Source organism: Microbacterium sp. USTB-Y (assembly GCF_023703415.1).
Taxonomy (GTDB): Bacteria; Actinomycetota; Actinomycetes; order Actinomycetales; family Microbacteriaceae; genus Microbacterium.
This window is the reverse complement of sequence record NZ_JAGMTU010000004.1, coordinates 359534-383563: the sequence shown is the minus strand read 5'-3', so window position 1 is coordinate 383563 and position 24030 is coordinate 359534. Positions and strand designations below refer to the sequence as shown.

23 protein-coding genes are annotated in these 24030 nt (G+C 73.0%); 16 read left to right on the top strand and 7 right to left on the bottom strand.

The genetic code is table 11. The features are described from left to right. Positions 1-50: 50 nt before the first annotated feature. The 4 genes from nhaA to J8G10_RS12445 all read left to right on the top strand — a co-directional run bounded on the left by nhaA (position 51) and on the right by J8G10_RS12445 (position 4259). Positions 51-1265: a Na+/H+ antiporter NhaA gene (gene nhaA, locus J8G10_RS12460; protein WP_251445168.1), complete on the top strand. Its 1215-nt coding sequence runs from the start codon at positions 51-53 to the stop codon at positions 1263-1265. Positions 1266-1314: 49 nt separating this feature from the next. Next, positions 1315-1986, top strand: coding sequence for a MazG family protein (locus J8G10_RS12455; RefSeq protein WP_285814319.1), 672 nt, complete (start codon positions 1315-1317; stop codon positions 1984-1986). Positions 1987-2034: 48 nt separating this feature from the next. Continuing rightward, entirely contained in the window at positions 2035-3303 is a 1269-nt protein-coding gene (locus tag J8G10_RS12450; protein ID WP_251445408.1) for a HisS family protein, read from the top strand. 83 nt (positions 3304-3386) lie between these two features. After that, positions 3387-4259, top strand: coding sequence for an SGNH/GDSL hydrolase family protein (locus tag J8G10_RS12445; RefSeq protein ID WP_251445162.1), 873 nt, complete (start codon positions 3387-3389; stop codon positions 4257-4259). On the opposite strand, the gene J8G10_RS12440 is transcribed toward J8G10_RS12445, so the two are convergent. Next, positions 4240-4764: a glyoxalase/bleomycin resistance/extradiol dioxygenase family protein gene (locus J8G10_RS12440; protein WP_251445159.1), complete on the bottom strand. Its 525-nt coding sequence runs from the start codon at positions 4762-4764 to the stop codon at positions 4240-4242. The two genes, J8G10_RS12445 and J8G10_RS12440, sit on opposite strands and share 20 nt — an antisense overlap. A 112-nt stretch (positions 4765-4876) precedes the next feature. Here J8G10_RS12440 and J8G10_RS12435 point away from each other — a divergent pair, with 112 nt between their 5' ends. Continuing rightward, positions 4877-5665, top strand: coding sequence for a helix-turn-helix domain-containing protein (locus tag J8G10_RS12435; protein ID WP_251445156.1), 789 nt, complete (start codon positions 4877-4879; stop codon positions 5663-5665). Here the strand turns inward: J8G10_RS12435 and J8G10_RS12430 are convergent. From J8G10_RS12430 to J8G10_RS12410, 5 genes are read right to left on the bottom strand one after another with little or no spacing between them, the layout of a single operon-like run. After that, entirely contained in the window at positions 5619-6887 is a 1269-nt protein-coding gene (locus tag J8G10_RS12430; RefSeq protein ID WP_251445154.1) for an APC family permease, read from the bottom strand. The two genes, J8G10_RS12435 and J8G10_RS12430, sit on opposite strands and share 47 nt — an antisense overlap. Positions 6888-6891: 4 nt before the next feature. After that, complete coding sequence (locus J8G10_RS12425) at positions 6892-8556, bottom strand: CocE/NonD family hydrolase (protein ID WP_251445152.1); 1665 nt, start codon at positions 8554-8556, stop codon at positions 6892-6894. After that, a complete protein-coding gene (locus J8G10_RS12420) occupies positions 8553-9851 on the bottom strand; it encodes an MFS transporter (RefSeq protein ID WP_251445149.1) in 1299 nt (432 codons plus the stop codon). The genes J8G10_RS12425 and J8G10_RS12420 overlap by 4 nt, the downstream gene beginning before the upstream one ends. Continuing rightward, on the bottom strand, positions 9851-10852 hold the full coding sequence (locus J8G10_RS12415; RefSeq protein WP_251445147.1) for an alpha/beta hydrolase fold domain-containing protein: 1002 nt from the start codon (positions 10850-10852) through the stop codon (positions 9851-9853). Before J8G10_RS12415 ends, J8G10_RS12420 begins: the two co-directional genes overlap by 1 nt. Beyond that, positions 10849-11850: an alpha/beta hydrolase gene (locus tag J8G10_RS12410; protein ID WP_251445144.1), complete on the bottom strand. Its 1002-nt coding sequence runs from the start codon at positions 11848-11850 to the stop codon at positions 10849-10851. The genes J8G10_RS12415 and J8G10_RS12410 overlap by 4 nt, the downstream gene beginning before the upstream one ends. 73 nt (positions 11851-11923) lie before the next feature. Here J8G10_RS12410 and J8G10_RS12405 point away from each other — a divergent pair, with 73 nt between their 5' ends. Beyond that, on the top strand, positions 11924-12925 hold the full coding sequence (locus J8G10_RS12405) for a LacI family DNA-binding transcriptional regulator (protein ID WP_251445141.1): 1002 nt from the start codon (positions 11924-11926) through the stop codon (positions 12923-12925). Here the strand turns inward: J8G10_RS12405 and J8G10_RS12400 are convergent. Then, entirely contained in the window at positions 12906-13376 is a 471-nt protein-coding gene (locus J8G10_RS12400) for a DUF4442 domain-containing protein (RefSeq protein ID WP_251445138.1), read from the bottom strand. The two genes, J8G10_RS12405 and J8G10_RS12400, sit on opposite strands and share 20 nt — an antisense overlap. A 131-nt stretch (positions 13377-13507) precedes the next feature. Here J8G10_RS12400 and J8G10_RS12395 point away from each other — a divergent pair, with 131 nt between their 5' ends. The 10 genes from J8G10_RS12395 (at position 13508) to J8G10_RS12350 (ending at position 23994) form a co-directional block, all read left to right on the top strand. Further along, complete coding sequence (locus tag J8G10_RS12395) at positions 13508-13873, top strand: GntR family transcriptional regulator (RefSeq protein WP_251445135.1); 366 nt, start codon at positions 13508-13510, stop codon at positions 13871-13873. Positions 13874-13910: 37 nt separating this feature from the next. Beyond that, positions 13911-14981 (top strand): DUF1648 domain-containing protein, encoded by a 1071-nt coding sequence (locus J8G10_RS12390; protein WP_251445133.1) that lies wholly within the window; start codon positions 13911-13913, stop codon positions 14979-14981. 11 nt (positions 14982-14992) lie between these two features. Then, entirely contained in the window at positions 14993-16054 is a 1062-nt protein-coding gene (locus J8G10_RS12385; RefSeq protein WP_251445130.1) for a CPBP family intramembrane glutamic endopeptidase, read from the top strand. Positions 16055-16085: 31 nt separating this feature from the next. Further along, on the top strand, positions 16086-16754 hold the full coding sequence (locus J8G10_RS12380) for an O-methyltransferase (protein ID WP_251445127.1): 669 nt from the start codon (positions 16086-16088) through the stop codon (positions 16752-16754). A 65-nt stretch (positions 16755-16819) separates the two neighbouring features. Beyond that, a complete protein-coding gene (locus tag J8G10_RS12375; RefSeq protein WP_251445124.1) occupies positions 16820-17377 on the top strand; it encodes a PH domain-containing protein in 558 nt (185 codons plus the stop codon). A gap of 71 nt (positions 17378-17448) precedes the next feature. Beyond that, positions 17449-18573, top strand: coding sequence for a 5-(carboxyamino)imidazole ribonucleotide synthase (locus J8G10_RS12370; protein ID WP_251445121.1), 1125 nt, complete (start codon positions 17449-17451; stop codon positions 18571-18573). Between the two features lie 113 nt (positions 18574-18686). Further along, a complete protein-coding gene (purE, locus tag J8G10_RS12365; RefSeq protein ID WP_251445406.1) occupies positions 18687-19154 on the top strand; it encodes a 5-(carboxyamino)imidazole ribonucleotide mutase in 468 nt (155 codons plus the stop codon). Continuing rightward, on the top strand, positions 19151-20608 hold the full coding sequence (locus J8G10_RS12360) for an LCP family protein (protein WP_374208777.1): 1458 nt from the start codon (positions 19151-19153) through the stop codon (positions 20606-20608). Before purE ends, J8G10_RS12360 begins: the two co-directional genes overlap by 4 nt. A gap of 59 nt (positions 20609-20667) precedes the next feature. Continuing rightward, a complete protein-coding gene (locus J8G10_RS12355; protein ID WP_251445118.1) occupies positions 20668-21738 on the top strand; it encodes a glycosyltransferase in 1071 nt (356 codons plus the stop codon). Positions 21739-21819: 81 nt separating this feature from the next. Then, the gene (locus J8G10_RS12350) at positions 21820-23994 is read left to right on the top strand and encodes a hypothetical protein (protein ID WP_251445115.1); all 2175 of its coding nucleotides are present in this window, start codon (positions 21820-21822) and stop codon (positions 23992-23994) included. Positions 23995-24030: the final 36 nt, after the last annotated feature.

Here is a 24030-nt window from a genome sequence, read left to right as displayed (position 1 = left end):
GTCTCCTCTCTCCCTCGTGACGGCACGGCGGGCGCGATACGGTGGAACGGATGAGTCGCTCGAGCCGCCTTCTGAGATCCGCCCAGTTCCCTGCGATCCTGCTGCTCGCGTCCGCGGGCCTCGGGCTGCTGCTGGCCAACCTCCCGACGCACGACACGGTCGCCGGGATCCTCGATGCGCACCTGGCCGTGCCCGGTACCGGGCTCGATCTGTCCGTCGCGCACTGGGTGTCCGACGGGGTGCTCGCGATCTTCTTCTTCGTCGTCGCGCTCGAGCTGCAGTACGAGCTCACCCGCGGCGAGCTCAACAGCCTGCGCGCCGCGATCCAGCCGGCGATCGCCGCGGCCGGCGGGATCCTCGTGCCCATCGCGCTGTACCTGCTCATCGCGGGCAGCGGGCCGAGCGCCACTGGGTGGCCCATCCCCACCGCGACCGACATCGCCTTCGCCCTCGGGGTGCTCGCCGTCTTCGGGCGAGGACTGCCGTCGGCCGTGCGGGCCTTCCTGCTCGCGCTCGCCATCCTCGACGACATCGTCGGGATCGTCTTCATCGCGGTGCTGTTCGCGCACGGCCTGGACCTCGTGCTGCTGGCGCTGGGGCTCGTCGCGGTCGTCGTGTTCGCGGTGCTGAGCCGCCTGCTGCGGCGGGACGGGTGGTCGCGGCCGGTGCTGATCGTCCTCATGGTGGTCGTCGGGATCGTCGCGTGGGGGCTGTTCGCCGCCTCCGGCGTGCACGCCACGATCGCCGGCGTCATGCTCGGCCTCGTGATGGCGCCCCGCGCCTCGGATCGCACCCGGCACGTCCTGGAGCCGTGGGTGAACGGGCTCGTGCTGCCGCTGTTCGCGTTCGTGGCGGCGTTCGTGGTGATCCCGCAGGTCCCGGTGGAGGCGCTGTCCCCGGCGTTCTTCGCGATCCTGGTCGCGCTGCCGGTGGGCAAGCTGCTCGGCGTCTCGCTGTTCGGTCTCGTCGCCCAGCGGATCCGTCCGCCCGGGACCCCGCCCGCGATCCGCTTCCCGGATCTGCTCGCGGCCGGAGCGCTCGGCGGCATCGGGTTCACGGTCTCGCTGCTGCTCGCCAATCTCGCCTTCGCGGCGCACCCCGATGTGCGCGACGAGGCGATCCTCGCCGTGCTGCTCGGATCCGTGATCGCGCTGGTGATCGCCGCGGTGCTGGTGTCGTGGCGCGCGAGGGCGCACCGGGCCGCCGGCGACGCCGAGGAGGAGCAGGACGAGGACGACGAAGAGGAGCCCTGGAGTGAGCGCTGACCCCGACTTCCCGCAGCAGGCCGATCCGCTCCGCGCCGCCGCCGAGGTCATGCGGCAGGTGCGGGAAAGGTGCGTCTGGTCGCAGGCCATGACGCACCGGGAGCTCGTGCCGTACCTCGTGGAGGAGTCGGCGGAGCTCATCGACGCCGTGGAGCGGGACGACCGCGCGGAGCTCCGCGAGGAGCTCGGCGACCTGCTCTGGCAGGTGCTGTTCCATGCGGCGATCGCGGCGCAGGATCCGGAGGATCCGTTCGACATCGACGATGTGGCCCGGACGCTCGCCGAGAAGATGACCCGGCGTCACCCGCACGTGTTCGGCGACGCGATCGCGCGCACGCCGGAGGAGGTCCTCGTGCACTGGAACGCCGCGAAGGCCGGCGAGAAGCGCGATCGCCGCAGCGTGCTCGACGGGATCCCGCCGGGGATGCCCGCGCTGTCCCGTGCGCAGAAGATCCTGGGCCGCGCGGCGAAGGCGGGCGTGGAGGTCGCCGAAGAGCCGTCCGCGCCGGCTCAGGAGGACCCGCCGCCGGCGATCGTCGGTCCGACGCCCGCGCCTCCTGCGGAGCCCGCTGCGCTCAGCGAAGCCGAGCTGGGCGACCAGCTGCTGGACCTGGTCGTGGCGGCCCGCGCGCACGGCTGGGACGCCGAGCGCGCCCTGCGGGAGCGGGTCAGGATCCTCGAGGACGAGGTGCGCGCCGCGGAGGGATCGGAGACGCCCTGACGGACCTGGAAGAATGGATCCGTGGCAACGGTCAATCCTCCGCGCGGGATGCGCGACTTCCTCCCCGCCGACAAGGCCCGTCGTGAGCGCGTGCTCGCCGTCATCCGCGAGCGCTACCGCGCGCACGGGTTCGACGAGATCGAGACGCCCGTCGTCGAGGAGTACGACCGTCTGCACGCCGGCATCGGCGGCGACAACGAGAAGCTCTCCTTCAACATCCTGCGCCGCGGTCTCGACGCCGAGGCCATCACCGCCGCGGCGGAGGATCCGGCCGCGCTCAGCGATCTCGGTCTGCGCTACGACCTGACCGTGCCGCTCGCCCGCTTCTACGCGACGAACCGCGGCCAGCTGCCCGGGGTGTTCCGCTCGATCCAGATCGGTCCGGTGTGGCGCGCCGAGCGCCCGCAGAAGGGCCGGTACCGCCAGTTCGTGCAGTGCGACATCGACATCATCGGCGACGACTCGGCGCGCGCCGAGGCCGAGCTCATCGTCGCGTCGCTCGACACGATCGACGCCCTCGGTCTCACCGGGGGCATGGTGCGCGTGAACGACCGCCGCGCGCTGGACTGGATGCTGGACGCCTTCGGCTTCGCGGAGGACGAGCGCCCCGGCGTGCTCATCACGATCGACAAGCTCGACAAGATCGGCCCCGACGGCATCGTCGCCGAGCTGCGCGAGCGCGGCGCCACCGCCGCGGCGGTGGAAGCCTTCGAGGCGTTCCTGCACCGTCCGCAGACGCTCGAGTACAACCCCTACGGCGAGCGGCAGATCCGCAAGGCGCTGCCGGAGAACGCCCCGGACGACCTCGTCGCGCACCTCGTGGGACTGGGTGAGGCGGTCGCCGCGGCGCGGCCCGCCGCGGAGGGGATCGACCCGATCCCGCTGCAGTTCGACCCGTTCCTCGTGCGCGGCATGGGCTACTACACGGGCACGATCATGGAGCTCGCACACCCCTCCGTCTCCTATTCGCTGGGCGGCGGCGGTCGCTACGACGGCATGATCGGACGCTTCCTCGGCCAGCAGGTGCCCGCGGTCGGCTTCTCGATCGGCTTCGAGCGCATCGTCGACCTGCTCGAGTCGGCGGACGACGCGGCGGCGCAGGCGGTGGTGCTGGTGCACGACGCCGACGTCCCGGTGGCGGAGCTCGTCGCCCACAAGGCGGCCCTCATCGCCGGCGGAGCGCGGGTGCGGCTGGAACGGCGCACGAAGAACCTCAAGGCCCTGCTGGAGCGGGCCGCCGCCGACGGCTACACCGGGTTCGCTCCGGTGCGCGCGGGCGAGGCTCCGGAGGCGCTCGAGGTAAAGCCGCTGAACTGACCCGTCCGGCCGGTCGGCTCGCCGTCCCCGAGGATCCGCCGCGGCGTAACGCGGCGTTCACCCTGATGCGGTCTGATCGGCGTATGGACGCTGTCGACCGTCGTCGGACCCGGTCCCTGAGGCTCTCCACGGGCGTGCTCGGCGCGGCCGGGCTCGCGATCGCGGGCGCCGCCGTGGCGGCCCGTCTCGCGCTGGGCCGCCAGGCGCGCATCGCGCGGAGGCGGATCGGCAAGCCGCTCGGCGAGGACGCCGTCGATGCGGATCGGGTGTGGCGGCGCCGGCTGGCCGGCGAGCCCGTGGAGCTCCTCCTGCTCGGCGACTCCCTGGCGGCCGGACTCGGCGCACCGCGGCGCAAGGACACACTCGGCGGCCGGCTGGCGAAGGGGCTCGCGCGACGACTGCGGCGCCCGGTGCGGCTGCGGACGGCGGCGATCGTCGGATCCGAGTCGACCGATCTGGACGCCCAGCTGGCCGCGCTCGAGACGGACTATCTGCCGCATGTCGCCGTCGTGGTGGTCGGCGGGAACGACGTTACGCACCGCATCCCGGTGTCGCTCTCGGTGCAGCACCTGGAGGACGCGATCGGCTGGCTGCACGCTCTCGGCGCCGGCGTCGTGGTGGGCACCTGCCCGGATCTGGGGGCGCTGCGTCCCGTGCCGCAGCCGCTGCGCTCGATCGCGTCGCGGATGTCGCGGCGCCTGGCCGCGGCGCAGGCGCAGGCGGCGATCGAGCACGGCGCGACCGCGGTGGATCTGCGACGGGCGGTCGGGGCGATGTTCTTCGACCAGCCGGAGGAGATGTTCAGCCTGGACCGCTTCCACCCGAGCGCCCTCGGCTACCGCCGCACCGCCGAGGCGCTGCTCCCGGCGGTGGTGGCGGCGGCCGAGGAGGCGCTGACCTCGGCCGCCCGGTTCCCCGACACGGTCGAGGAGCTGCTCAGCCCTCCGTCGCGCTGAACGACGCGGCCCACTCCGCCACGCGCGCGGCGCTCTCCTCCTCGGAGAGGTCCTCGACCCGGGTCATGATCGACCACCGCACCCCGAACGGGTCGCGGATGCTCGCGTAGCGGTCGCCCGAGACGAACGTCGACGGCGCCTCCCGCACGGTGGATCCCGCGGCCACGGCGCGTTCGACGACGGAGTCCACGTCGGAGACGTAGAGCCCCATCGAATAGCAGTCGGAGTCGCCGCCGGGTGCCGCGACGAGCCCGTACTCGGGGTTGGGATCGCCGAGTTGGAGCATCCCGAGCCCGAAGTCGAGGTCGGCGTGCGCGACCACGCCGCCGAACTCGGTCACATCGACGACGCGGGCGCCGAAGACGTCCCGGTAGAACGCGATCGCGCTGCGGGCGTCGGGGATCGCCAGGAAGGGGGTGAGGGACGTCGCCGAGTTCGGCCGTCCGTTCGTGGTGTAGCGGCCGGTGGCGCCGAGGGCGCCTGTGGGGGAGGTCTCTTCGCTCATGGGTCGAGGCTAGAACGGCGCTCCGCGACGGCGCTTGGAGATTCGCGCCACGGTGTCCGCCGCCCGATCCGGCCTCCGCCCGGATGTCGGCTCCGCCTCCTACGCTCGAGGAATGGTCGATCCGACGCGGGGCGTGCTCTATCCGGCGCGCCTGCCGCAGTTCCACCGGCTGCCGCCGCCGGCCGCTGCCGCGGAGCTCGTGCAGTGGTGCTGGATCCCGGAGTGGGACATCGAACCGGGGCGCTCGTCGCGGCAGGAGCTCGTCTCGTTCCCGGCGCTCAATCTCGTGGTCGAGGCGGGCGGCGCCGTGCTGTCGGGGGCGACGACGCGGGTCAGCTCCCGGGACCTGGCGGGCCGGGGCTGGGCCGTCGGCGCACTGCTGCGGCCGGCCGCCGTGGCGGCGCTGACCGATGCGCCGTCCGCGCTGCTCGACCGGGTCGAGCGATTCCCCGCGCCGGGGCTGCCGGATGCGGTCGCCCGCGCGATGGCGACGGGGGAGGGGCATCGGGAGCGCGCGGTCGCGGTGCTGTGCACGTGGCTGCGGGAGCGCGTCGGGGAGGTCACGGCGCCCGCGCGGCACGCGAACGCGATGTCCGAGCTGCTGATCTCCGATGCGTCGGTGCGCACGCCGGAGCAGGCCGCTGCCCGGCTGGCCGTCTCCGTGCGCACCCTGCAGCGCATGGCCCACCGGCACGTCGGCCTCTCGCCGGCCGCGATCATCCGTCGGCGCCGGCTGCAGGAGGCGGCGGAGCGGATCCGCACCGATCCTGACGCGGATCTGGCGACCGTCGCGGCCGAGCTCGGCTACGCCGACCAGGCCCACCTGGCGAACGACTTCCGGGCGGTGCTGGGCATCACGGCGTCGTCGTATCGCGCCGGCGCCGATCCCGGGCGATCCTGATCCCGCGGAGGGCGACGCCGGCCGCGACCACGGCGACGCCGATCAGCACGGAGAGCGGCGGGAGCGTCGCCGCGAGGGCGACACAGCCGATGGCGCCCGCGACCGGGACGAGCCAAGCGGCGCGCGGTGGTCGCGACGCCGGAGGCACCGCGCGGGAGCGGGCCGCGGCGCTGAGGTTCGCGACGAGGTAGTACAGCAGCACGCCGAAGGAGGAGAAGCCGATCGCGCCGCGCAGGTCGGCGACGGCGACGACGGCGACCACGACAGCGCCCGCCGCCAGCTGGGCGCGGCGCGGGACGTGGTGACGGCGGTCGATCGCGGCCAGAGCGGACGGCAGATCGCGCTCCCGCGCCATCGCGAGCGACGTGCGTCCGATGCCCGACAGCAGGGCCAGCAGCGCGCCGGTCGCCGCGGCGGCTGCCGCGACCCGGATCGCGGGCGCGGCGGCGTGCCATCCGGCGACGTCGACCACCCCGACGAGCGGTGCGGCCGACGTCGTCGCGGCACCGCCCAGGGTCAGCACGACCGCCGCGCCGACCAGCACGTACACGACGAGCACGGCGGAGAGCGCGATCCCGATGGCGCGAGGAATGGTGCGCGCGGGGTCGCGCACCTCCTCGCCCATGGTCGCGATGCGCGCGTAGCCGGCGAACGCGAAGAAGAGCAGTCCCGCGGCCTGCAGGACGCCGTAGGCGGTGCCGACGGGGAGCGGCGCAGGAGCGCTCGAGGGCGGCGACGCCCCTGCCGCCGCGAGCACGACGATGAGTCCCAGCAGGGTCACGGCGACGAGCGCCTGGGTGAGGCGCGCGGTGCGCGTGACGCCGAAGCAGGTGACCGCGGTGAGCAGCGCGACCACGCCGATCGCGACAGGCCGCTGCCACGCGGTCGGCGCGACGTAGGCGGCGACCGTCATCGCCATCGCCGCGCAGCTCGCGAGCTTGCCGATCACGAAGCACCAGCCGGCGACGAAGCCCCACCACGGCCCCAGCTCGGCGCGGCCGTAGGCGTAGGCGCCTCCCGAGACCGGATGCGCGGCGGCGAGACGCGCCGAGGACGTCGCGTTGCAGAACGCCACGACCCCGGCCAGCAGCAGTGCGACGAACAGGCCGGATCCGGCCGCCCCGACGGCGGGACCCCACACGGTGAACACCCCCGCGCCGATCATGGATCCGAGACCGATCGCGACCGCGTCGGCGAGCGTCAGGCGTCGGGCGAGGGGCATCCCGTCATCGTGGCACGCCCGGGTGAACGGCGGGTGCCGCGTCGTCGGGGAGCGGCAGGGCGAGCACGGCGGGCGTCGCGCCGCCGAGGAAGAGCGTCTGCGTGCTGGCCACGAGGCGCGAGTGATCGCGCACCGGGTCCGACGTCCCCGGGTTGCGCAGATGCAGGGGGTGCGCGCCCCACGACACCTGCACGCGGAGGCGGCCGCCTGCGGCGAAGCGATGGGCGATCGGCGCGAGCACGATACGGACCTCGCGCGGCTCGCCTGCCGCTGCCGGTGGGGGGAGTCGCAGGTAGCCGTCGGTGACGGTGCGGGATCTGCCCCGCTCGTCGAGCTCGCACAGGCGCACGAAGACGTCGACGCGCGGGTTCGTGGAGGCGAGCGTGAGCCCGATCTCGGGCGAGCCCATCACGAGCAGGGGCGCGGTGAGCGGTTCGCCCGTGAACAGCAGCACGTCGTCGCGGCCCTCGCGGCGACGCTGATCCCGGCGCCCGGCGCTGAACGGGTTGAGCGTGCGACCGCCGGCGTCGGGGGTGGGATCGGCGGGGTCGTAGCGGGAGGTCAGAGCGCCGGCCTCGTGGGCGGTCCCCGAGGCGAGGAGCCGGCCGTCCGCCGTCAGCTCCAGAGGATGCGGCGTGCTCGCCGGCGGCCAGGCGGGCAGGTCCCTCCATCCGCCGCCCCCGCTGATCTCGACGCGCACCGAAGCCGTCTCCGGCTCGCCCCCGAGCGCCCGCAGCGCCTCGCGCACCCCGATCTCCGTGATCTCGGGAGCACCGTGGATCCAGTCGCCCACGATCAGCCGCGTGCGCACGCCGGCGCTCTGCAGCGCGGCGTGGTCCTGGAGCTGGCCGACGAGGAAGAGGTCCTGCCATCCGGCCAGCAGAGTCACGGGAGGCACCGCTGCGGGATCGGAGGCGAAGTGCAGCGGATCCCACCACGGGTCTCCGGGATCGCTGTGCTCGACCCAGTCGCGGAAGAACCGCGGGTCGTCGCCGAGAGCCGCGGGCACGGCCTCGGACGGCGGCACGGTCCGCGCTCCGCGTGCGAGGGCTCCGCGCGCCCGCAGCAGTCTCCACAGGCGCGCCGGCAACCGGCGTTCCTGGACCCCGAGCGCGTACGCCCAGGCGAGCGGGGTGTCGATCGAGAAGCCGCGACCGAGATAGAGGATCGCCTCGTCGAAGCGACGGGCCGACACCGCGATGCCCATGGCGTCGGGCTGCAGCTCGCCGTCGCAGTAGGCCCATTGCGTCACCCCGAAGTAGCTGCCGCCCCAGGAGTGCACGAGGCCGGTCGCCCAGGGCTGCGCGCGCAGCCAGCGCAGCGTCGCCTGGCCGTCGGCCACCTCGTCGTGCAGGGGCCGGAAGCGGCCCCCGGACCCGAAGGTGCCGCGACAGCTCTGCACCACCACGTGATGCCCGCGCTCGGCGAGGAAGCGCGCCACGGCGGCGACGCCGTCGCGGTCGTAGGGCGTGCGGATGAGCACCGTGTGCGGGCCCGCGTCCTCCGCGGCCCAGTGATCTGTGAGCAGCGCGACGCCGTCGTCCGCCGGCACCGCGATGCCGGAGACCCGTTGCACGCCGCTGCGGGTCTGCGGCGGCATGTCGGGGGCCGCGCACAGCCGGCGGTACTCGGCGCGTGCCGTCCAGGGGAGCCGATCGCCCGCGGTCATCGCACGGCCTTGACCCGGGTCACGGCGAAGGCGGCGAACAGCGCCATCACGACCGCGCCGGCGTAGAGCGCGACGAAGTTCTCCCCCGTGGGCGAGCCGATGCGCGTCACGAAGAACGCGAACACCGGTACCAGGATGCCCGGCAGCAGGTAGGCGAGCGCCACGATGCCGAGGTCCTTGCCCGCGTCCTCCATCGAGGGCAGGCACTCCGTCATAAGTGCGACGTCGGCGGCGATGTAGGCGCCCTGACCGGCGCCGACGATCCCGATCCCGATGAGGAAGACCGTGACGTCCCCGACCGAGACGGCGACGACGAGTCCGACCGCGCTCGTCAGCGCCCCGATCGCGACCGTCGGCTTGCGGCGCCCCGTGCGGTCGGAGATCACGCCGAAGACGAAGGCCAGCAGGAGGTTCATGATCGTGAACGCTGCGGTCGCCTGGGTCTGGACGGCGGCGATCTGCGCCGGGTCGTCGATGCCGAAACGGCTGGAGATCGTGAGGTAGAGGTAGCTCGTCACCGACACGATCGAGGCGGTCATGAAGAAGCGGCAGGCCCAGGCCCACGCGAAGTCCGGGTAGCGGCGCGGGCTCAGCCAGAAGGTCTCGATCACCGCGCGCCAGTCGAGCGGGGGAGCGGGAACCGTGCGGTGCAGATCGCGCAGCGCGAAGAAGAGGGTGATCGCGAGCACGACGGCGATGCCGCCGGGGATGAGGAACATGCCGAGCTGTCCCGTGCCTGCGACGGCGCCGGCCAGGGCGACGCCGCCGAAGATGCCGACCGTGGTCGCGGCTCCCGTGACGGCCGACATGATCGCGCGGATGCGACGCCGGATCTGGTCGGCGAAGAGCGTGTGGATCGTCATCGACACGGCGCCCCAACCGATCAGCACGAGCACGGCACCCGCACCCAGCGGGAGGAGCGAGGGCGCGAACGCCTGCAGGAGGTAGCCGATCGCGGCCAGGAGCACTCCGGCGGCGATCCACGGGCGCCGGATGCCGAGGCGGGAGAGGGAGCGGTCGCTGAGGCGTCCGAAGATCGGGGTGGTGACGAGGATCGCCGCGCCGCCCGCGGTCAGCACGATGCTGAGGTTCCCGGTCGCCTGGTCGGGATCCCACTCCTTGAGGAGCTGCGGCACGGCGACGCCGGCGACACCCTGGGCGATGCCGGTCGCGAGCCAGGTGAGGACGAACGCGACCCAGAACCACCAGGTCTGGCGCTCGCCGGGCACGCCGTCGGCGCCGGGCGCCGGGGCGGGCGGGAAGGGGATCACGGGTTCTGCGGCATGGGCGGACATCATCGTCTCCCTCTCGGGTCGGGGGTCGGGTGGTGCGGACGTTCGGACGCGTAGGCGGCGGCGATCTCGGCGACGAACACGTCGCGCCAGTCTCGGGCGCCCGGCCAGGCGGTGAGCCCGGGGGAGCCGTGGACGTGCCCGGCACCGACGCGGAGGGCCACCGGGACTCCGGCCTCCTCCAGAGTGCGGGCATAGGCGATCGCTCCGTCGCGGAGCGGATCGAGCTCGGCGGCGAGGATCAGCGCGGGGGCGAGGCCGCGATGGTCCGCGGCGTCGAGGGGAGAGCAGTCCGCCAGCGGCGCACCCGCGCGGTAGATCTCGGCCAGGTGCTCCGCGCCGTCCATGCCGGAGGCGCGACGCCGCGGATCCGACGGACCGCCGAGCGGGCGCAGCGTGGCGGGCAGCACCTCGAGCGCCTGATGATGCAGCCGCCGGCCCGCGTCCCGCTCCCGGAGGGCGGCGGACGCCGCGATCGTGGCTCCGGCGGAGTTGCCGCCGATGCCGAGACGCTCCGGGTCGACCCCCAGCTCGCTCGCCCGCGCACGCAGGGCGGCGAGGGCGGCGACGGCGTCGTCGACGGGCGCCGGGAACGGGTGCTCCGGCGCGAGGCGGTACTCGAGCGCCACGATCTGCACGCCGGAGCGCAGGGCGCGGTCCGCGGTCGTGCGCTCGTTGAGCAGCTCGTCGATCGTGCCCGCCACCCAGCCGCCTCCGTGCAGCCACAGCATGGTCGGGAGAGGACCTGGTGCGGCGGCAGGGCGGAACCGCCGGGCGCGGAGCGGCCCGTCGGGGCCGGCCAGCCGCAGTTCGTCCGCCTCGATCCCCGGAGGAGCGGGATCGGTGAACTCGGCGGCCAGCAGATCGCTCAGGATCCAGGCCGCCCGACGATGGGCAGCCGGGTCGGGCGAGCCGTGCTCGGGGAGGTCGGCGATGATCTCGTCGATCCGGCGGAGCCAGGTTCGCACGGGCGCGTCGAGCGCGAGCGGGTCGGCGATGCTCATGAGTCCGCGCGCAGCCGGCGCAGCTCGGTCACGATGAGGCGGTGGGCGACGTCCGCGGAGGGGACGGAGCCCGTCGCGCCGAGGGAGCCGTGCGTCTGACCGACGAACCGCACGGCCGTGACGTCGACTCCGGCGTCGGAGAGCGCCCTGGCGTACGCCTCGCCGTCGCCGCGGAGCGGATCGAGCTCGGAGGTGATGATGAGCGCCGGGGGAAGGTCGGCGTGGGAGTCGGCGAGCAGCGGCGAGGCGTACGGGTTGCGGGCCGCCTTCGGGTCGTCGCCGATGTACTGGCGCACCAGCATCCGGCCGGCCTTGCGCACGATGACGCCGGGCATCCCTGCGCTGACGCCGCGCGCGTCGGCATGTCCGATGGTGAGGTCGAGGGCCGGGTTCTCCAGCAGCTGCAGCACGACCGGACGCGCCGCGCGGTCGCGGTTGAGGAGCGTCACCGCCGCTGCCAGATCGCCTCCCGAGGATGCGCCGCCCACGGCGAGCCGGTCGGCGGAGCCCCCCAGTTCCTCCGCATGCGCGAACGCCCAGTCGAACGCGCTCCAGCACTGCTCGGGCTGCGCGGGGAAGCGCTGCTCGGGTGCGTGGGCGTAGTCCGCGGCCACGATGACGATCCCGGCGTCGTGCGCCCGCTCGCGGAACCGCGCGTCCCAGGAGACCCAGTCGATCCCGGCGATCGTGAAGCCTCCGCCGTAGAAGTACACCAGGATCGGCAGCCCTGAGCCCGGCGGAGTCGGCTCAGGCCCGGGCCAGTAGACGCGCACCCGCACGTCGGGGTGGTCCGAGACGGGCACGGTGTGCTCCGCCGTGGCGCTGTCCCGGGGCGAGACCCCGAGGGCCGCGCTGACCGCGGTGTCGTTCTCGCCCGCGACGCGGCGGCGTCCCGCGGGGTCGCTCGGCTCGGGAGCGAGGAAGGGCGCGATCTCGGCTTCGTGCGCGGCGACGGCGCGGTCGAGCATCGGACGGCGGTAGCGGGAGCCTCGCGGCATCGGTCATCTCCTTCGACGGGCTGCGGACTAGTCTGAGCAATCGAAGAACTTCGATGAAGAGGGGATCCGAGTCATGCGTGCACGTCCCGGACGGGTCACGATCTACGACGTCGCCGCGCGCGCGGGGGTGAGCATCTCGACGGTCTCGCTGGCGGTGAGCGCACCGCACCGGGTGCGACCGGAGACGCGCGAGCGCATCGTCGCGGCCGCCACCGCGCTCGGCTACCGGATGACGCAGGGGCGCCGCGTGGGGGCCGCCCGCATCGCGGTCGCGGCGCCCTTCACGAGCTACCCGTCCTACCTGCGTCGACTCGCCGGGATGCTGAGGCTTGCGCGCGATGTCGCGGTCGACATCATCCCCTACGACCTCGACTCGGCGGCCGCGGCGGACGAACCGCTGCTCGATGTGCTGCCGGCGCGCACCGACGCGTCGGGCCTCATCGTGATGGGCGTGCCCCTCGGCGGAGCGGCCCGCCGCGCGAGCAGGGCGGCGAGGATCCCCGTCGTCCATGTCGACGTCGTCCCCGCGAAGGGCCACGTCGGCGGCCCGGTCGTCCTCGTCGACGATCGGGACGGAGGCGAGCAGATCGGCCGTCACCTCGTCGAGCTCGGCCATCGCACGGCGCTGTTCGTGCACGAGCCGCAGCGCTCGCCGGCCTATGTCTCGGCGGGGATGCTGCGGATCGAAGGGCTGCAGCGGCACGTCGGGGTGGTGTCGGCGGCGGTGGACGGGCCGTCCGGGATCGACCAGCGGATCCTGCGTGCGGCGCGGGACGCCGGCGCCACCGCGATCGTGGCGAATCACGACCGGTTCGCGGCGGCCCTGCTCGACCTCCAGCGCGCCCGACCGGAGGGCGAGAGGATGCCCGTGATCGGCTACGACGACGGGGAGCTGGCCGAGGGGCTCGGTCTCACGACCGTGCGGCAGCCGTTCGAGGAGAGCGGGCGCGCCGCGCTGGAGCTCGCGCTCGGCCTGGTCTCCGGCACGTCCCTTTCGCGGGACACCGTGCGCCTCGCGCCGACCCTGGTCGAGCGCGCCTCGAGCCTGCGCGGGGTCACGCCCGGGCGGCGGTGACGCGCTTCTTCTCCCGCACGTACACCTCGCGCCGCACCCGGGCCACCACGGCGCCCGAGCGGTCGGTGATCTCGGTCTCGAACCACTCGAGCACCTTCGCACCGCCCTCGGCGCGGTCGCGGATGTCGTCGACCCGGTGCGCCGGCACGTCGAAGCGCGCGGTGAGCACGCCGCGTCCCGGCTTGACGAACTCGATCTCGCCGCGGGTGTCCCACACCACGTAGTCGCGGCCGAGCTGATGCATCACGAGCATGAAGAAGTACGGATCGGTCATCGCCTGCATCGATCCGCCGAACGCGGTCTTCACGTAGTTGCGGGTGAAGAGGTTCACGTGCAGCTCGACGGTGGCGCCGGTCCAGTCCGGGCTGAAGCGGCGGACCCTGATGCCGCTGAAGAGGTTGGGGATCCACAGGCTCATGCCGATGGCCAGGCGACGGGGTGTGATGCGCATGCCTCCAGTCTCACCGCGCGGTCGCGTCGACGGGGAATCGCCTGGATCTCTTCCACAATTGCTTCCACAATTAATCTAGTTGCCATAGAATAATGCCAATAGGCGAGGACGGGCAGGCGAGGGAGGGCGACATGCTGATCCGAATGGATTCGGACAGCGGGCGCCCGCTGTTCGAGCAGATCGCCGCCTCGGTGCGCTCCGAGGTCCTCGCCGGAAGGCTGCGCCCGGGCGACCGGCTTCCCGCTGCACGCGACGTTGCCTCGGCGATCGACGTGAACGTGCACACGGTGCTGCGCGCCTATCAGGAGCTGCGCGACGAGGGGCTGGTGGACCTCCGCCGCGGTCGCGGCGCCGTGCTGTCGGCCACGGCGGCCCCGCTCGCGGAGATCGCCGACGACATCGCGGCGCTGGTCCGGCGCGGTGCCGCGCTCGGCCTCACCCCGGCGACCCTCGCGGCGCTGATCGCGGCTCAGGGATCCGCGGCCGCGGACCGGTAGCGGCGGACGAATCGCAGCGGCAGGAAGGAAAGACGACATGACGAACGATCGCTCAAGACCCACGGAGCGCGAGGTGACGGCGATCCCCGCGCGGGACCTGCGCCGGGCGCGGCTGATCGCCCTCGTCGTGGGCGTCGCGGTGCCCCTGGTCCTCTCGGGGGTCGTGCTCGCACTCGTGCTGTCGTGGCTGCCCGAACTGCCCTCGCCCGCGGTCACGCACTGGGGACCGTCCGGTGCCGACGGCTTCGGCCCCCCGGCGACGTTCGCGTGGATGAGCGTGCTGCTGGGCTTCGTCCTGCCCGCCGTCCTCACGATCGTGACGGTGCTCGGCGTGCGCGACCACTGGGGCGGTGCGGCACGGCTGCTCGCCGCCCTGGCGCTGGGGATCTCCGGCCTCAGCGCCGTCATCAGCCTCAGCGCCGTCGGGGTGCAGCGCGGCGTCGCGGATGCCTCGCAGGTGCCGGACGTCGGCTGGCACATGGTCGTCGCCTTCGCGGTGTTCGTCGTGCTCATCGGGGTCGGCTGGCTGGTGCAGCCGCACATCCACCCGGCTCCTGCCGCCCCGCTCCAGCCTGCGCACATCGACGGGATCGCCGGCGGAGAACGGGTCGTCTGGCTCGCCACGGCGAGTCTGTCCCGGCTGGCGGTGATCCTCATCTCGGCCCTGATGGTGGTCGTGGTCGGGGTCACCGCGTTCATGGCGCTGCGCTTCACCGACCGGATGTGGGTGCCGCTGCTCACCCTGCTGCTCATCGGCGGCGCCTTCGCGTCCTCCGCATCGTTCCGGGTGCGCGTGGGACCGGACGGACTTTCGGTGCGTTCGCAGATCGGGTTCCCGCGCGTGCACGTCCCGCTGGACGAGATCGTCTCGGTGCGCGCGGTGGAGTGCAACCCGTTCGGCGAGTTCGGCGGCTTCGGATGGCGCCTCGGCCTCGACGGGCGCACCGGCATCGTGCTGCGCCGGGGCCCGGCGATCGAGGTCGAACGCCGTGACAAGCGGCCCCTGGTCGTGACGGTCGACGGCGCCGCCGTCGGTGCGGCGGTGCTGCAGGCGTACCTGGGGCGGGCTCCGGCGCCGGCGGGTCGCGAGGGGAGCGCAGGATCGTGACGGAGGAACGCATGACGACGGGCGACGGCGCGCAGAGCACGGTCGAGCAGCCGGTGCGCCTCGGCGCAGGCGCGATCGTCGCCTACATCGTGCTGGCGTGCGGGCTGGCCTGGCTGGTCGTGCTGCCGCTCTGGCTCGGCGACGGACTGCGCGAGCCGTACGCCGTGCCGCTCATGACCGTCATGATGTACACGCCCGCGGCCGCCGCGCTGATCGTCCTGGCGGTGTTCCGCCCGGTTCCGAAGGGCCGCAGGCTCCGGTTCCTCGGACTCTGGCCGCTGCGGCCCGCGGGACGCGTCGTCGGGATGGTCGTGATCGGCCTGCTCGTGCCGCCGCTGCTGGTCCTGGCGTCGACGGCGCTGGCGGTGCTCTGCGGATGGCTGACGGTCGATCTCGTCGGCTTCTCGGGGTTCGCCGCTCTCATCGCCGAGAAGGTCCCCGCCGGCACGCCGCTGCCGCCCACGGCCGTCCTGATCGCCGCACAGGCGGCGAGCATCCCGATCGCCGCGGCCACTGTCAACGCGATCGCCGCGTTCGGCGAGGAGCTCGGCTGGCGCGGGTTCCTCGTTCCCGCGCTGCGGCGCTGGGGCACGTGGCCCGCGCTCCTGATCAGCGGCGTGATCTGGGGGCTCTGGCACGCGCCGATCATCCTGCTCGGCTACAACTTCGGTCGTGTCGACCTCGGCGGCGTGCTGCTGATGACCGGCGGCTGCATCGTGCTCGGCGTGCTGTTCGGCTGGCTGCGGCTGCGCTCCGCGTCGATCTGGCCGGCGGTGTTCGCGCACGGCTCCTTCAACGCGTCGGCGGGGATGTACCTCTGGTTCTTCGCGGCGGGCTCGAAGCCGGATCCGGCTCTCGTGCTCCCTCTCGGCGTCTCGGGCTGGATCGTGGGCGCGGCGGTCATCGTCGTGCTGATCCTCGCCGGGCAGTTCCGCCGGCAGCCGGCGCTCGCCGCGGACCGGCCGCGGACCCTGCCTTCGACCCTTCCGCCGATCGGCGCGGATCCCTCCGCGCCGGCCTCGCCGGAGGCGGGCGGAGCACCGGGGGAGCCGCCCGCCGGTCCGCGCCCTTGATCCGCGCGCCGGAAGCGGAGAAGCTGGGCGCATGGCCGAACCGACTCCCGTGAACTGGCGCGCCGCCGACGACTACCTCGCCGACACCCTGGTCGGCCATGACCCCGCTCTCGAGGCGGCGCTCGCCGCGCAGCAGCACGCCGGGATGCCGGCGATCGAGGTCGCCCCGGTGAGCGGCAAGCTGCTGAACCTGCTGGTGCGGATCAGCGGGGCGCGCCGGGTCCTGGAGATCGGCACGCTGGGCGGCTACTCCACGATCTGGATGGCGAACGCGGTCGGCGACGGCGGAAGGGTCGTCACGATCGAGGCCGAGCCCGCGAACGCCGCGGTCGCGCGGGCGAGCATCGACGCGGCGGGCGTCGGCGACCGCGTCGAGATCCTGGTCGGCAGGGCGGCGGACGTGCTGCCGTCCCTCGCGGATCCGGGTCCGTTCGATCTCGTCTTCATTGACGCGGACAAGGAGTCGAACACCCTCTACCTGGACTGGGCGGCGCGCCTCGGGCGTGCCGGCACGGTGGTCGTCCTGGACAACATCGGCCGGGACGGCGACATCGTGGACCCCGGCTCCTCGGACTCGAAGGTGCGGGGCACCCGCGCGGGGCTCGAGATGCTCGGGCGGGATCCGCGCTTCGACGCGACCGCGCTGCAGACGGTCGGCATCAAGGGGTGGGACGGCGTCGCGATCGCCCTGGTGGTGTAGGGCCCCGTCCGGACACACCCTCCGCGGGCCGCGCGGATGGGGGCGGCACGGGTCAGAATGGACGCGTGACGCAACCGGTGAGTCTGAGCGGGCGGCCCCTGACGCCGCCGCCCGGCGTGCCGGCGGAGGAACGGCTGATCGCGCGGTTCCATCCGCACGCGCGGCACCTGTTCTGGTCCGCCCTCGTGCTCATCGCGGTCGCCGGCGCCACGGGGTACTTCACCGGGAACCTGCCGGCGCCGGTCGCCGGCTGGGCCAAGGACTGGATGCTGTGGGCGGCCGCGGGGGCGGTGGTGCTGCTGCTCGTCCTGGTGCCGTTCTTCGTCTGGCTCTCCCGTCGGGTCTCGATCACGACGCGGCGGGTCATCGTGCGCGACGGCATCGGATCCCGCAACAGCACCGAGATGTCGCACGCCCGCGGCTACACGATCACGGTGCGCCGGGGGGCGCTGCAGCGCCTGGTGGGCGCCGGGACGATCCTGCTCTCGAACGGCGTGGACGCCCCGCTGCGTCTGCGCGACGTTCCGAACGTCGCGCTCGTGCAGGAGACGCTGGCCGACCAGGTCGAGGTCGGGCAGATCCTCGCGCACCGCGACGCCCAGGCCGCGAGCTTCGGCGCCTGACCGGGGGCCCAGGCAGCGAGGGATCCTGCTCCGCGCGTACGGAAGAATGGATCCCGAGGAATGGAGAACCGATGGCGTTGCGTGTGGGTGTGATCGGCGGCGGACAGCTGGCGCGGATGATGATCGCTCCGGCGGTCGAGCTGGGTATCGAGATCCGCGTGCTCGCGGAGGACGAGGGCATGTCCGCGCAGCTGGCGGCGACCGCGGTGGGGGACTACCGCGACCTCGAGACGGTGCGCCGCTTCGCCCGCGACGTGGACGTCATCACCTTCGACCACGAGCACGTGCCGCAGGACGTGCTGCGCGCGCTCGTCGCCGACGGCGTGGCCGTGCATCCCGGGCCCGACGCCCTGCGCTTCGCCCAGGACAAGCTCGACATGCGCGCGCGCCTCGCCGAGCTCGGGGCCCCGCAGCCGGACTGGGCGCGGGTGGCCGACACGGCGCAGCTGCAGGAGTTCCTGGACGCGCACGGCGGGCGCGGCGTGGTGAAGACCCCGCGCGGAGGCTACGACGGCAAGGGCGTGCGGGTGGTGTCCGCGGCCGAGGAGGCGGCGGACTGGTTCTCCGCTCTCGGTGACGGCGACGCGCTGCTCGTCGAGGAGCTCGTGCCGTTCGTGCGCGAGCTCGCCCAGCAGGTCGCCCGCCGTCCCGGTGGCGCGTCGGTGTCGTATCCGGTCGTGGAGACCGTGCAGAAGGGCGGGGTCTGCGCCGAGGTGATCGCACCGGCTCCCGGTGTCGACGCCGAGCACCTCGCCGAGGCGGCGCGCATCGGCCGCGAGATCGCCGAAGGGCTCGACGTCACCGGCATGCTCGCGGTCGAGCTGTTCCAGACCGACGACGGCCGCATCCTCGTGAACGAGCTCGCGATGCGACCGCACAACAGCGGCCACTGGAGTCAGGACGGCGCCGTCACCGGTCAGTTCGAGCAGCACCTGCGCGCGGTCGCCGATCTTCCGCTCGGGGACACGACCCCGCACGCGGACTGGTCTGTGATGATCAACATCCTCGGCGGTCCCGCCGATGCCGGGATGCTCGATCGCGTCCCCGCCGCCCTCGCGGCGAGCCCGAACGCGAAGGTGCACACCTACGGCAAGGCGCCGCGTCCCGGCCGCAAGGTCGGGCACGTGAACGCGAACGGAGCCGATCTCGACGCCGTGCTCGCCGAGGCGCGCGCCGCCGCCGCCGCATTCGCCTGAGCGCAGTCCGCCCTCGGGGCGCGCCGCAGCGGGGTTCTCCCAGCCGTCGCCCGTAGCCTGTACGGGTGACTGGGACACTGCACGCATCGGCCGCGCCCCTCGTCGGCGTCGTGATGGGCTCCGACTCCGACTGGCGCGTGATGAGCGCCGCCTCCGAAGCGCTGACCGAGTTCGGCATCCCGCATGAGGTCGAGGTCGTGTCCGCGCACCGCACGCCGGAGAAGCTGCACCGCTACGGCACCGAGGCGCGCGAGCGCGGGCTGAAGGTCATCATCGCCGGCGCCGGGGGAGCGGCCCATCTCCCGGGCATGCTCGCCTCCGTGACGGCGCTGCCCGTGATCGGCGTCCCCGTCCCGCTCGCCTATCTCGACGGCATGGACTCGCTCCTCTCGATCGTGCAGATGCCCGCGGGGATCCCCGTCGCCACCGTCTCGATCGGCGGTGCGCGCAACGCCGGCATCCTCGCGGCCCGGATCCTCGGCACCGCGGATCCGGCCCTCGCCGATCGGATCGAGTCCTACGCCCGCGACCTCGAGGCGCAGGTCGAGGAGAAGAACCGGCGGCTGAAGGACAGCCTGTGACCCAGCTCCTGTCCCGGCCCGGCGCCGTCTCCGCGTCGAGCGCCGGACTGATCCGCACGCGGCCGATGCGCGACCCCGACTTCGGCTCGCCCGAGGTCATGACCCGCCGGGGCTGGTGGCTCGTGGCGCTCAACGTGCTGGTCCCCGGCTCCGCGCAGGTGCTCGCCGGCAACCGGCGCCTGGGCCGGTTCGGTCTCGGCGCCACGCTGCTCATGTGGACGCTCGTCGTCGTGGCCGCGCTGACCGCCCTGCTCTGGCGTCAGGCCCTGTTGTGGCTGACGGTGGGCGGAGGCTGGGTGAGCTGGCTCGTGCTGACCCTCATCCAGGTCCTCTGCTTCGCGTACATCGTGCTGTGGGTGGTGCTGACCTTCGATGCCCTGCGTCTGGTCCGGCTCGTGCGCACCAAGAACTACGCGAGGATCGCGATCCCGCTCGTGGCGGTGCTCGTCCTGGCCCTGTGCGGGAGCGCCACCGCCACGGCCGCGAACATCGTCGGCTCCAGCCGCAACGCGATCAGCACCCTGTTCGGATCGGGCGGCCCGAGCCTGCCGCCCAGCGACGGCTACTACAACGTCCTGCTGCTCGGCGCGGACAGCGGGCTGGGGCGCGACTCCATGCGCTACGACAGCATCTCCGTGGTGTCCGTGAACGCCGAGACGGGCAAGACCACCATCTTCGGCATCCCCCGCGACATGCCGCACGTGCCGTTCGCGCCGGGCCCGATGCACGATCTGTACCCCGACGGACTGCAGGCGCACGACGATGAGGAGTGCGGCTGGGGGAGCGGCATCAACCAGCTCACCAACGCCGTCGAGACGTGCCACACCGGTCCCTCGCTGTATCCCGAGGCGACCAAGCACGGGTCCCGTCCTGCGGTCGAGGCCACGAAGGACGCGGCCGAGGGTGTGCTGGGGATCAAGATCCCGTACTACGTGTTCCTCGACATGAACGACTTCGCGAAGCTCATCGATGCGCTCGGCGGCGTCGACATCGACGTCAAGGAGCGGCTCCCCGAGGGCAACGTCCCGGAGTGGGGCAACTCCGACAACGCCGAGGAGTGGGCGACGGGCTGGATCGAGGCCGGTCAGCAGCACATGAACGGCGACACCGCGCAGTGGTACGCCCGTTCCCGGTACACGACCAGCGACTTCGACCGGATGCGCCGTCAGCGCGAGCTGCAGGACGCGCTGCTGAAGCAGTTCACCCCGCAGAACGTGCTCACGCACTTCAACGAGATCGCGGCGGCCGGCACCTCGGCGGTCGACACCGACCTGCCCCAGGACAAGCTGCCCGAGTTCTTCGACCTGATGATGAAGGCGAAGCAGCAGAAGCTCACCACGATCGATCTCACGCCGGCGAACGGCGTGGACGAGTTCGAGCCCGACTGGAACGACATCCACGCGAAGGTGAAGGCGGCTCTGCACCCGGAGCCGTCGCCGACCCCGACGAGCTGATCGGGCGGGCCGTGGAGCGCCTCGGACGAGGTCCGGCCACGGCTGGATAGGGTCGAAGCATGGCTGTGCTCAGGGTGGTCCTCGACCAGGTGAACGACGTCGTGGACGCCGATCAGGCCGAGGCGTCGCGCTCCCTGATGCACGCGCTCGCCAGGACCGCCCCGCCCCGCTGCGAGATCGAGGCGATCGTGCCGTCCGGCGGCGACGCCGGGTCCGACGGCGTGGGCGCCGTGCACCGGCTCGGGCTCGCCCGTCGAGAGCTCGCCGCCGCCTGGCAGCTCGGCATGGTCGCCGGAGTCGGCGGCGGCATGATCCATGCGCCGACCCTGTTCGCCCCGCTCGTGAAGCACGACAGGGCCAACGACTACGACCAGACCGTGGCGACCGTCTGGGACCTCCGCGCGTGGACGTCGCCGGAGCAGGTGCCGCGGGCGAGCGCGCTGTGGCAGCGCGGCATGCTGAAACGCGCCGTCCGCCACGCCGACGCCATCGTCGTGCCCACGCACGCGATGGCCGCGCGGATCGCCGACCTGGGACGCTTCGGGGACCGGATCCGGGTGATCCCCGGCGCGGCCGCCGAGGACTTCTCGATCCCCCTCGACGCGGCCGAGCGCCGGGCGGCGCTCGGGGCTCCGGCGCGCTATCTCGTGGCGACGGGGAGGGCGGAGGGACTGACACCGGTGTTCGCCGCGGCGGTCGCCGCCGATGCCGACGTGTTCGTCTGGGACGCCCCCGAGGGGACCGCGCCCGCCGTCGCCGAGGCCGCCGCGTCCGCCGGGCTCCCCGCTCCCCGCGTGCACGTCTCCCCGCGTCTCGAGACGCCCGACCGGGCCGCGCTGCTCGCGGGCGCGCTGGCGTTCACGGCCGCCGACGAGGTCGCGGCCTGGCCGTGGCGGATGGTCGAGGCGCTGGCCCTCGGCGTGCCGGTGATCGCCGCCGACGGCGGGGTGCATCGCGACGTGCTCGCCGAGGGGGGCGTGCTCGTCGGCCCCGACGGATTCGCCGACGCGGTGCACGACGCGGCGGGGGACGGAGCACGACGGCTCTCCGTGCTCGCGGCGGATCGATCGCGCGCCTATGCGTGGGACAGTTCCGCGGAGCGCGTCTGGACGCTGCACGCCGAGCTCTGACGATTGGCTCGGCCCGCGCTCTTGCGCGGATCTGTGCGTGTCCCGCCGGGAAAACCGGCGGAGGGGCCGCAGAATATCACCATGACTGGACATGTCCCGGGTCCCGTGCGCGCTCATGCGCCCCGACGCTGGACGACCGGCATGCTCGTCATCGCCGCCGTCGTCCTCGCCCTGCTGACGCCCGCGGTCGCCGGCGCCGCACCCGCCTCGGCCGCCCCCGCCGCCGTCGCTCCGGCCGCCGCGAGCTCGGTCCGTCCGATGACCCTCGACGGGTGGAACGCGGGCAACATCATCAGCGATGCGGTCTTCACGAGCAAGTCGACGATGTCGGCGGACCAGATCCAGAACTTCTTCAACGCGAAGGTGCCGAGCTGCCAGAGCGGCTACACCTGTCTCAAGGACTTCCGCGTCACGTCCCAGAACCGGCCGGCCGACGCGTACTGCAGCGGATACTCCGGAACGGCGAACGAGAGCGCGGCGAGCATCATCTACCGCGTCTCGCAGTCGTGCAACATCAACCCCCAGGTGCTCATCGTCATGCTCCAGAAGGAGCAGGGCCTCGTCACGCACACCTGGCCGAGCGGCTGGCGCTACGACAGCGCCCTGGGGCAGGGCTGCCCCGACGACGCGCCCTGCGACCCGAGCTACGTGGGCTTCTTCCAGCAGATCTACGGCGCGGCGCGCCAGATGCAGATCTACATGGAGGGCCGCTGGTTCACCTGGTACGCGCCCGGCAACACCTGGAACATCCTCTACAACCCGAACCAGGGCTGCGGCTCGGGTCCGGTCTACATCGCCAACAAGGCGACGGCGGCGCTCTACTACTACACGCCCTATCAGCCCAACCCCGCCGCTCTGCGGGCCGGGTACGGCGAGGGCGACGGCTGCTCCGCGTACGGCAACCGGAACTTCTACAACTACTTCACCGACTGGTTCGGATCGACGCAGAGCAACCCCGCGGCGGACAACCCGTTCGGCAACATCGAGCTGCTGCAGGCCAAGCCGGGGCAGATCGCGGTCGCGGGCTGGGCGCTCGATCCCAATACGACCTCGTCGATCGCGGTGCACGTCTACGTGGGCGCGACCGGCGTCCCGGTCACGGCGGACGCGAATCGCCCCGATGTCGCGGCGGCCTATCCCGGCCGAGGAGCGGCGCACGGCTACTCCGCGACGGTGCCGGTCACCACGTCCGGCGACCAGAACGTCTGCGTCTATGCGATCAACCAGGGTCCGGGCAGCAACGTGCTCCTCGGATGCCGCACGGTCACCCCGCTCGTGGGCAGCCCGGTCGGCGCCGTGGACGAGATCAAGCAGGCGAACGGCTCCCTCCAGATCAGCGGCTGGGCCCTCGATCCCGATGTCGTGGATCCGATCCCCGTGCACGTGTACGTCGACGGCGTCGGCAAGCCGATCACCGCGGACCAGACGCGCAGCGGGATCCCCGCGGCCTATGCGGTGTACGGGACGAAGCACGGCTTCTCGACCACGGTGGCGGTCGGCCCGGGAAGCCATTCGGTGTGCGTCTACGGGATCAACACCGGTGTGGGCGGCAACGTGCAGTTCGCGTGCAGCACCGTGACGGTGACTGCGGGCGGCAACGTGGATCAGGGTCGTCCGCCGTTCGGGAACTTCGAGGCCGCCTCCGCGACCGTCGGCAAGATCACCGCGGCGGGCTGGGCGATCGATCCCGACACCGCCGACCCGATCGCGGTGCATGTCTACGTCGATGCCGCGGGAGCGGCGTACACCGCCAATCAGCCGCGGAGCGACGTCGGAGCCGCGTATCCGGCCTCAGGCTCGAACCACGGATTCACCGCCAGCGTCTCCGCGACCCCGGGCGTGCACAACGTCTGCGCCTACGCGATCAACAACGGCGCCGGCGGGAACGTCCTGCTCGGCTGCCGTTCGGTCACGGTGCCGTCGGCGCCGACGGTGGATGCCGGTCGCGTGCCGTTCGGCAACGTCGAGGCGGTCACGAGTTCCTCGGGCACGATCACGGTGAGCGGCTGGGCGCTGGATCCTGACACGACGTCGCCGATCGCCGTGCACATGTACGTGGACTCCGTCGGCGCCGCGTTCACGGCCGACATACCGCGCCCCGATGTCGCCGCCGCCTACCCGGGGACCGGCACGAACCACGGCTTCACCGCGAAGATGACCGCGACGCCCGGCACGCACAATGTGTGCATCTACGGGATCAACAACGGCGCCGGCGGGAACGTCGAGATCCGCTGCCTCTCCGTCACGGTGGGCTGACCCCTCCGCGCTCCGCCCTCGGACGCCGCCGGCGCC

Bases quoted from the DNA above. Each gene is read 5' to 3' on its own strand.
- J8G10_RS12440 (WP_251445159.1), bottom strand. From the start codon at position 4,764: ATGAGCGAAGAGACCTCCCCCACAGGCGCCCTCGGCGCCACCGGCCGC.
- J8G10_RS12395 (WP_251445135.1), top strand. From the start codon at position 13,508: ATGCTGATCCGAATGGATTCGGACAGCGGGCGCCCGCTGTTCGAGCAG.
- J8G10_RS12420 (WP_251445149.1), bottom strand. From the start codon at position 9,851: ATGTCCGCCCATGCCGCAGAACCCGTGATCCCCTTCCCGCCCGCCCCG.
- J8G10_RS12415 (WP_251445147.1), bottom strand. From the start codon at position 10,852: ATGAGCATCGCCGACCCGCTCGCGCTCGACGCGCCCGTGCGAACCTGG.
- J8G10_RS12430 (WP_251445154.1), bottom strand. From the start codon at position 6,887: ATGCCCCTCGCCCGACGCCTGACGCTCGCCGACGCGGTCGCGATCGGT.
- J8G10_RS12350 (WP_251445115.1), top strand. From the start codon at position 21,820: ATGACTGGACATGTCCCGGGTCCCGTGCGCGCTCATGCGCCCCGACGC.
- J8G10_RS12435 (WP_251445156.1), top strand. From the start codon at position 4,877: ATGGTCGATCCGACGCGGGGCGTGCTCTATCCGGCGCGCCTGCCGCAG.
- J8G10_RS12450 (WP_251445408.1), top strand. From the start codon at position 2,035: ATGCGCGACTTCCTCCCCGCCGACAAGGCCCGTCGTGAGCGCGTGCTC.
- J8G10_RS12410 (WP_251445144.1), bottom strand. From the start codon at position 11,850: ATGCCGCGAGGCTCCCGCTACCGCCGTCCGATGCTCGACCGCGCCGTC.
- J8G10_RS12445 (WP_251445162.1), top strand. From the start codon at position 3,387: ATGGACGCTGTCGACCGTCGTCGGACCCGGTCCCTGAGGCTCTCCACG.
- J8G10_RS12355 (WP_251445118.1), top strand. From the start codon at position 20,668: ATGGCTGTGCTCAGGGTGGTCCTCGACCAGGTGAACGACGTCGTGGAC.
- J8G10_RS12405 (WP_251445141.1), top strand. From the start codon at position 11,924: ATGCGTGCACGTCCCGGACGGGTCACGATCTACGACGTCGCCGCGCGC.
- J8G10_RS12370 (WP_251445121.1), top strand. From the start codon at position 17,449: ATGGCGTTGCGTGTGGGTGTGATCGGCGGCGGACAGCTGGCGCGGATG.
- J8G10_RS12455 (WP_285814319.1), top strand. From the start codon at position 1,315: ATGCGGCAGGTGCGGGAAAGGTGCGTCTGGTCGCAGGCCATGACGCAC.
- J8G10_RS12380 (WP_251445127.1), top strand. From the start codon at position 16,086: ATGGCCGAACCGACTCCCGTGAACTGGCGCGCCGCCGACGACTACCTC.
- nhaA (WP_251445168.1), top strand. From the start codon at position 51: ATGAGTCGCTCGAGCCGCCTTCTGAGATCCGCCCAGTTCCCTGCGATC.
- J8G10_RS12400 (WP_251445138.1), bottom strand. From the start codon at position 13,376: ATGCGCATCACACCCCGTCGCCTGGCCATCGGCATGAGCCTGTGGATC.
- J8G10_RS12425 (WP_251445152.1), bottom strand. From the start codon at position 8,556: ATGACCGCGGGCGATCGGCTCCCCTGGACGGCACGCGCCGAGTACCGC.
- J8G10_RS12390 (WP_251445133.1), top strand. From the start codon at position 13,911: ATGACGAACGATCGCTCAAGACCCACGGAGCGCGAGGTGACGGCGATC.
- purE (WP_251445406.1), top strand. From the start codon at position 18,687: ATGGGCTCCGACTCCGACTGGCGCGTGATGAGCGCCGCCTCCGAAGCG.
- J8G10_RS12385 (WP_251445130.1), top strand. From the start codon at position 14,993: ATGACGACGGGCGACGGCGCGCAGAGCACGGTCGAGCAGCCGGTGCGC.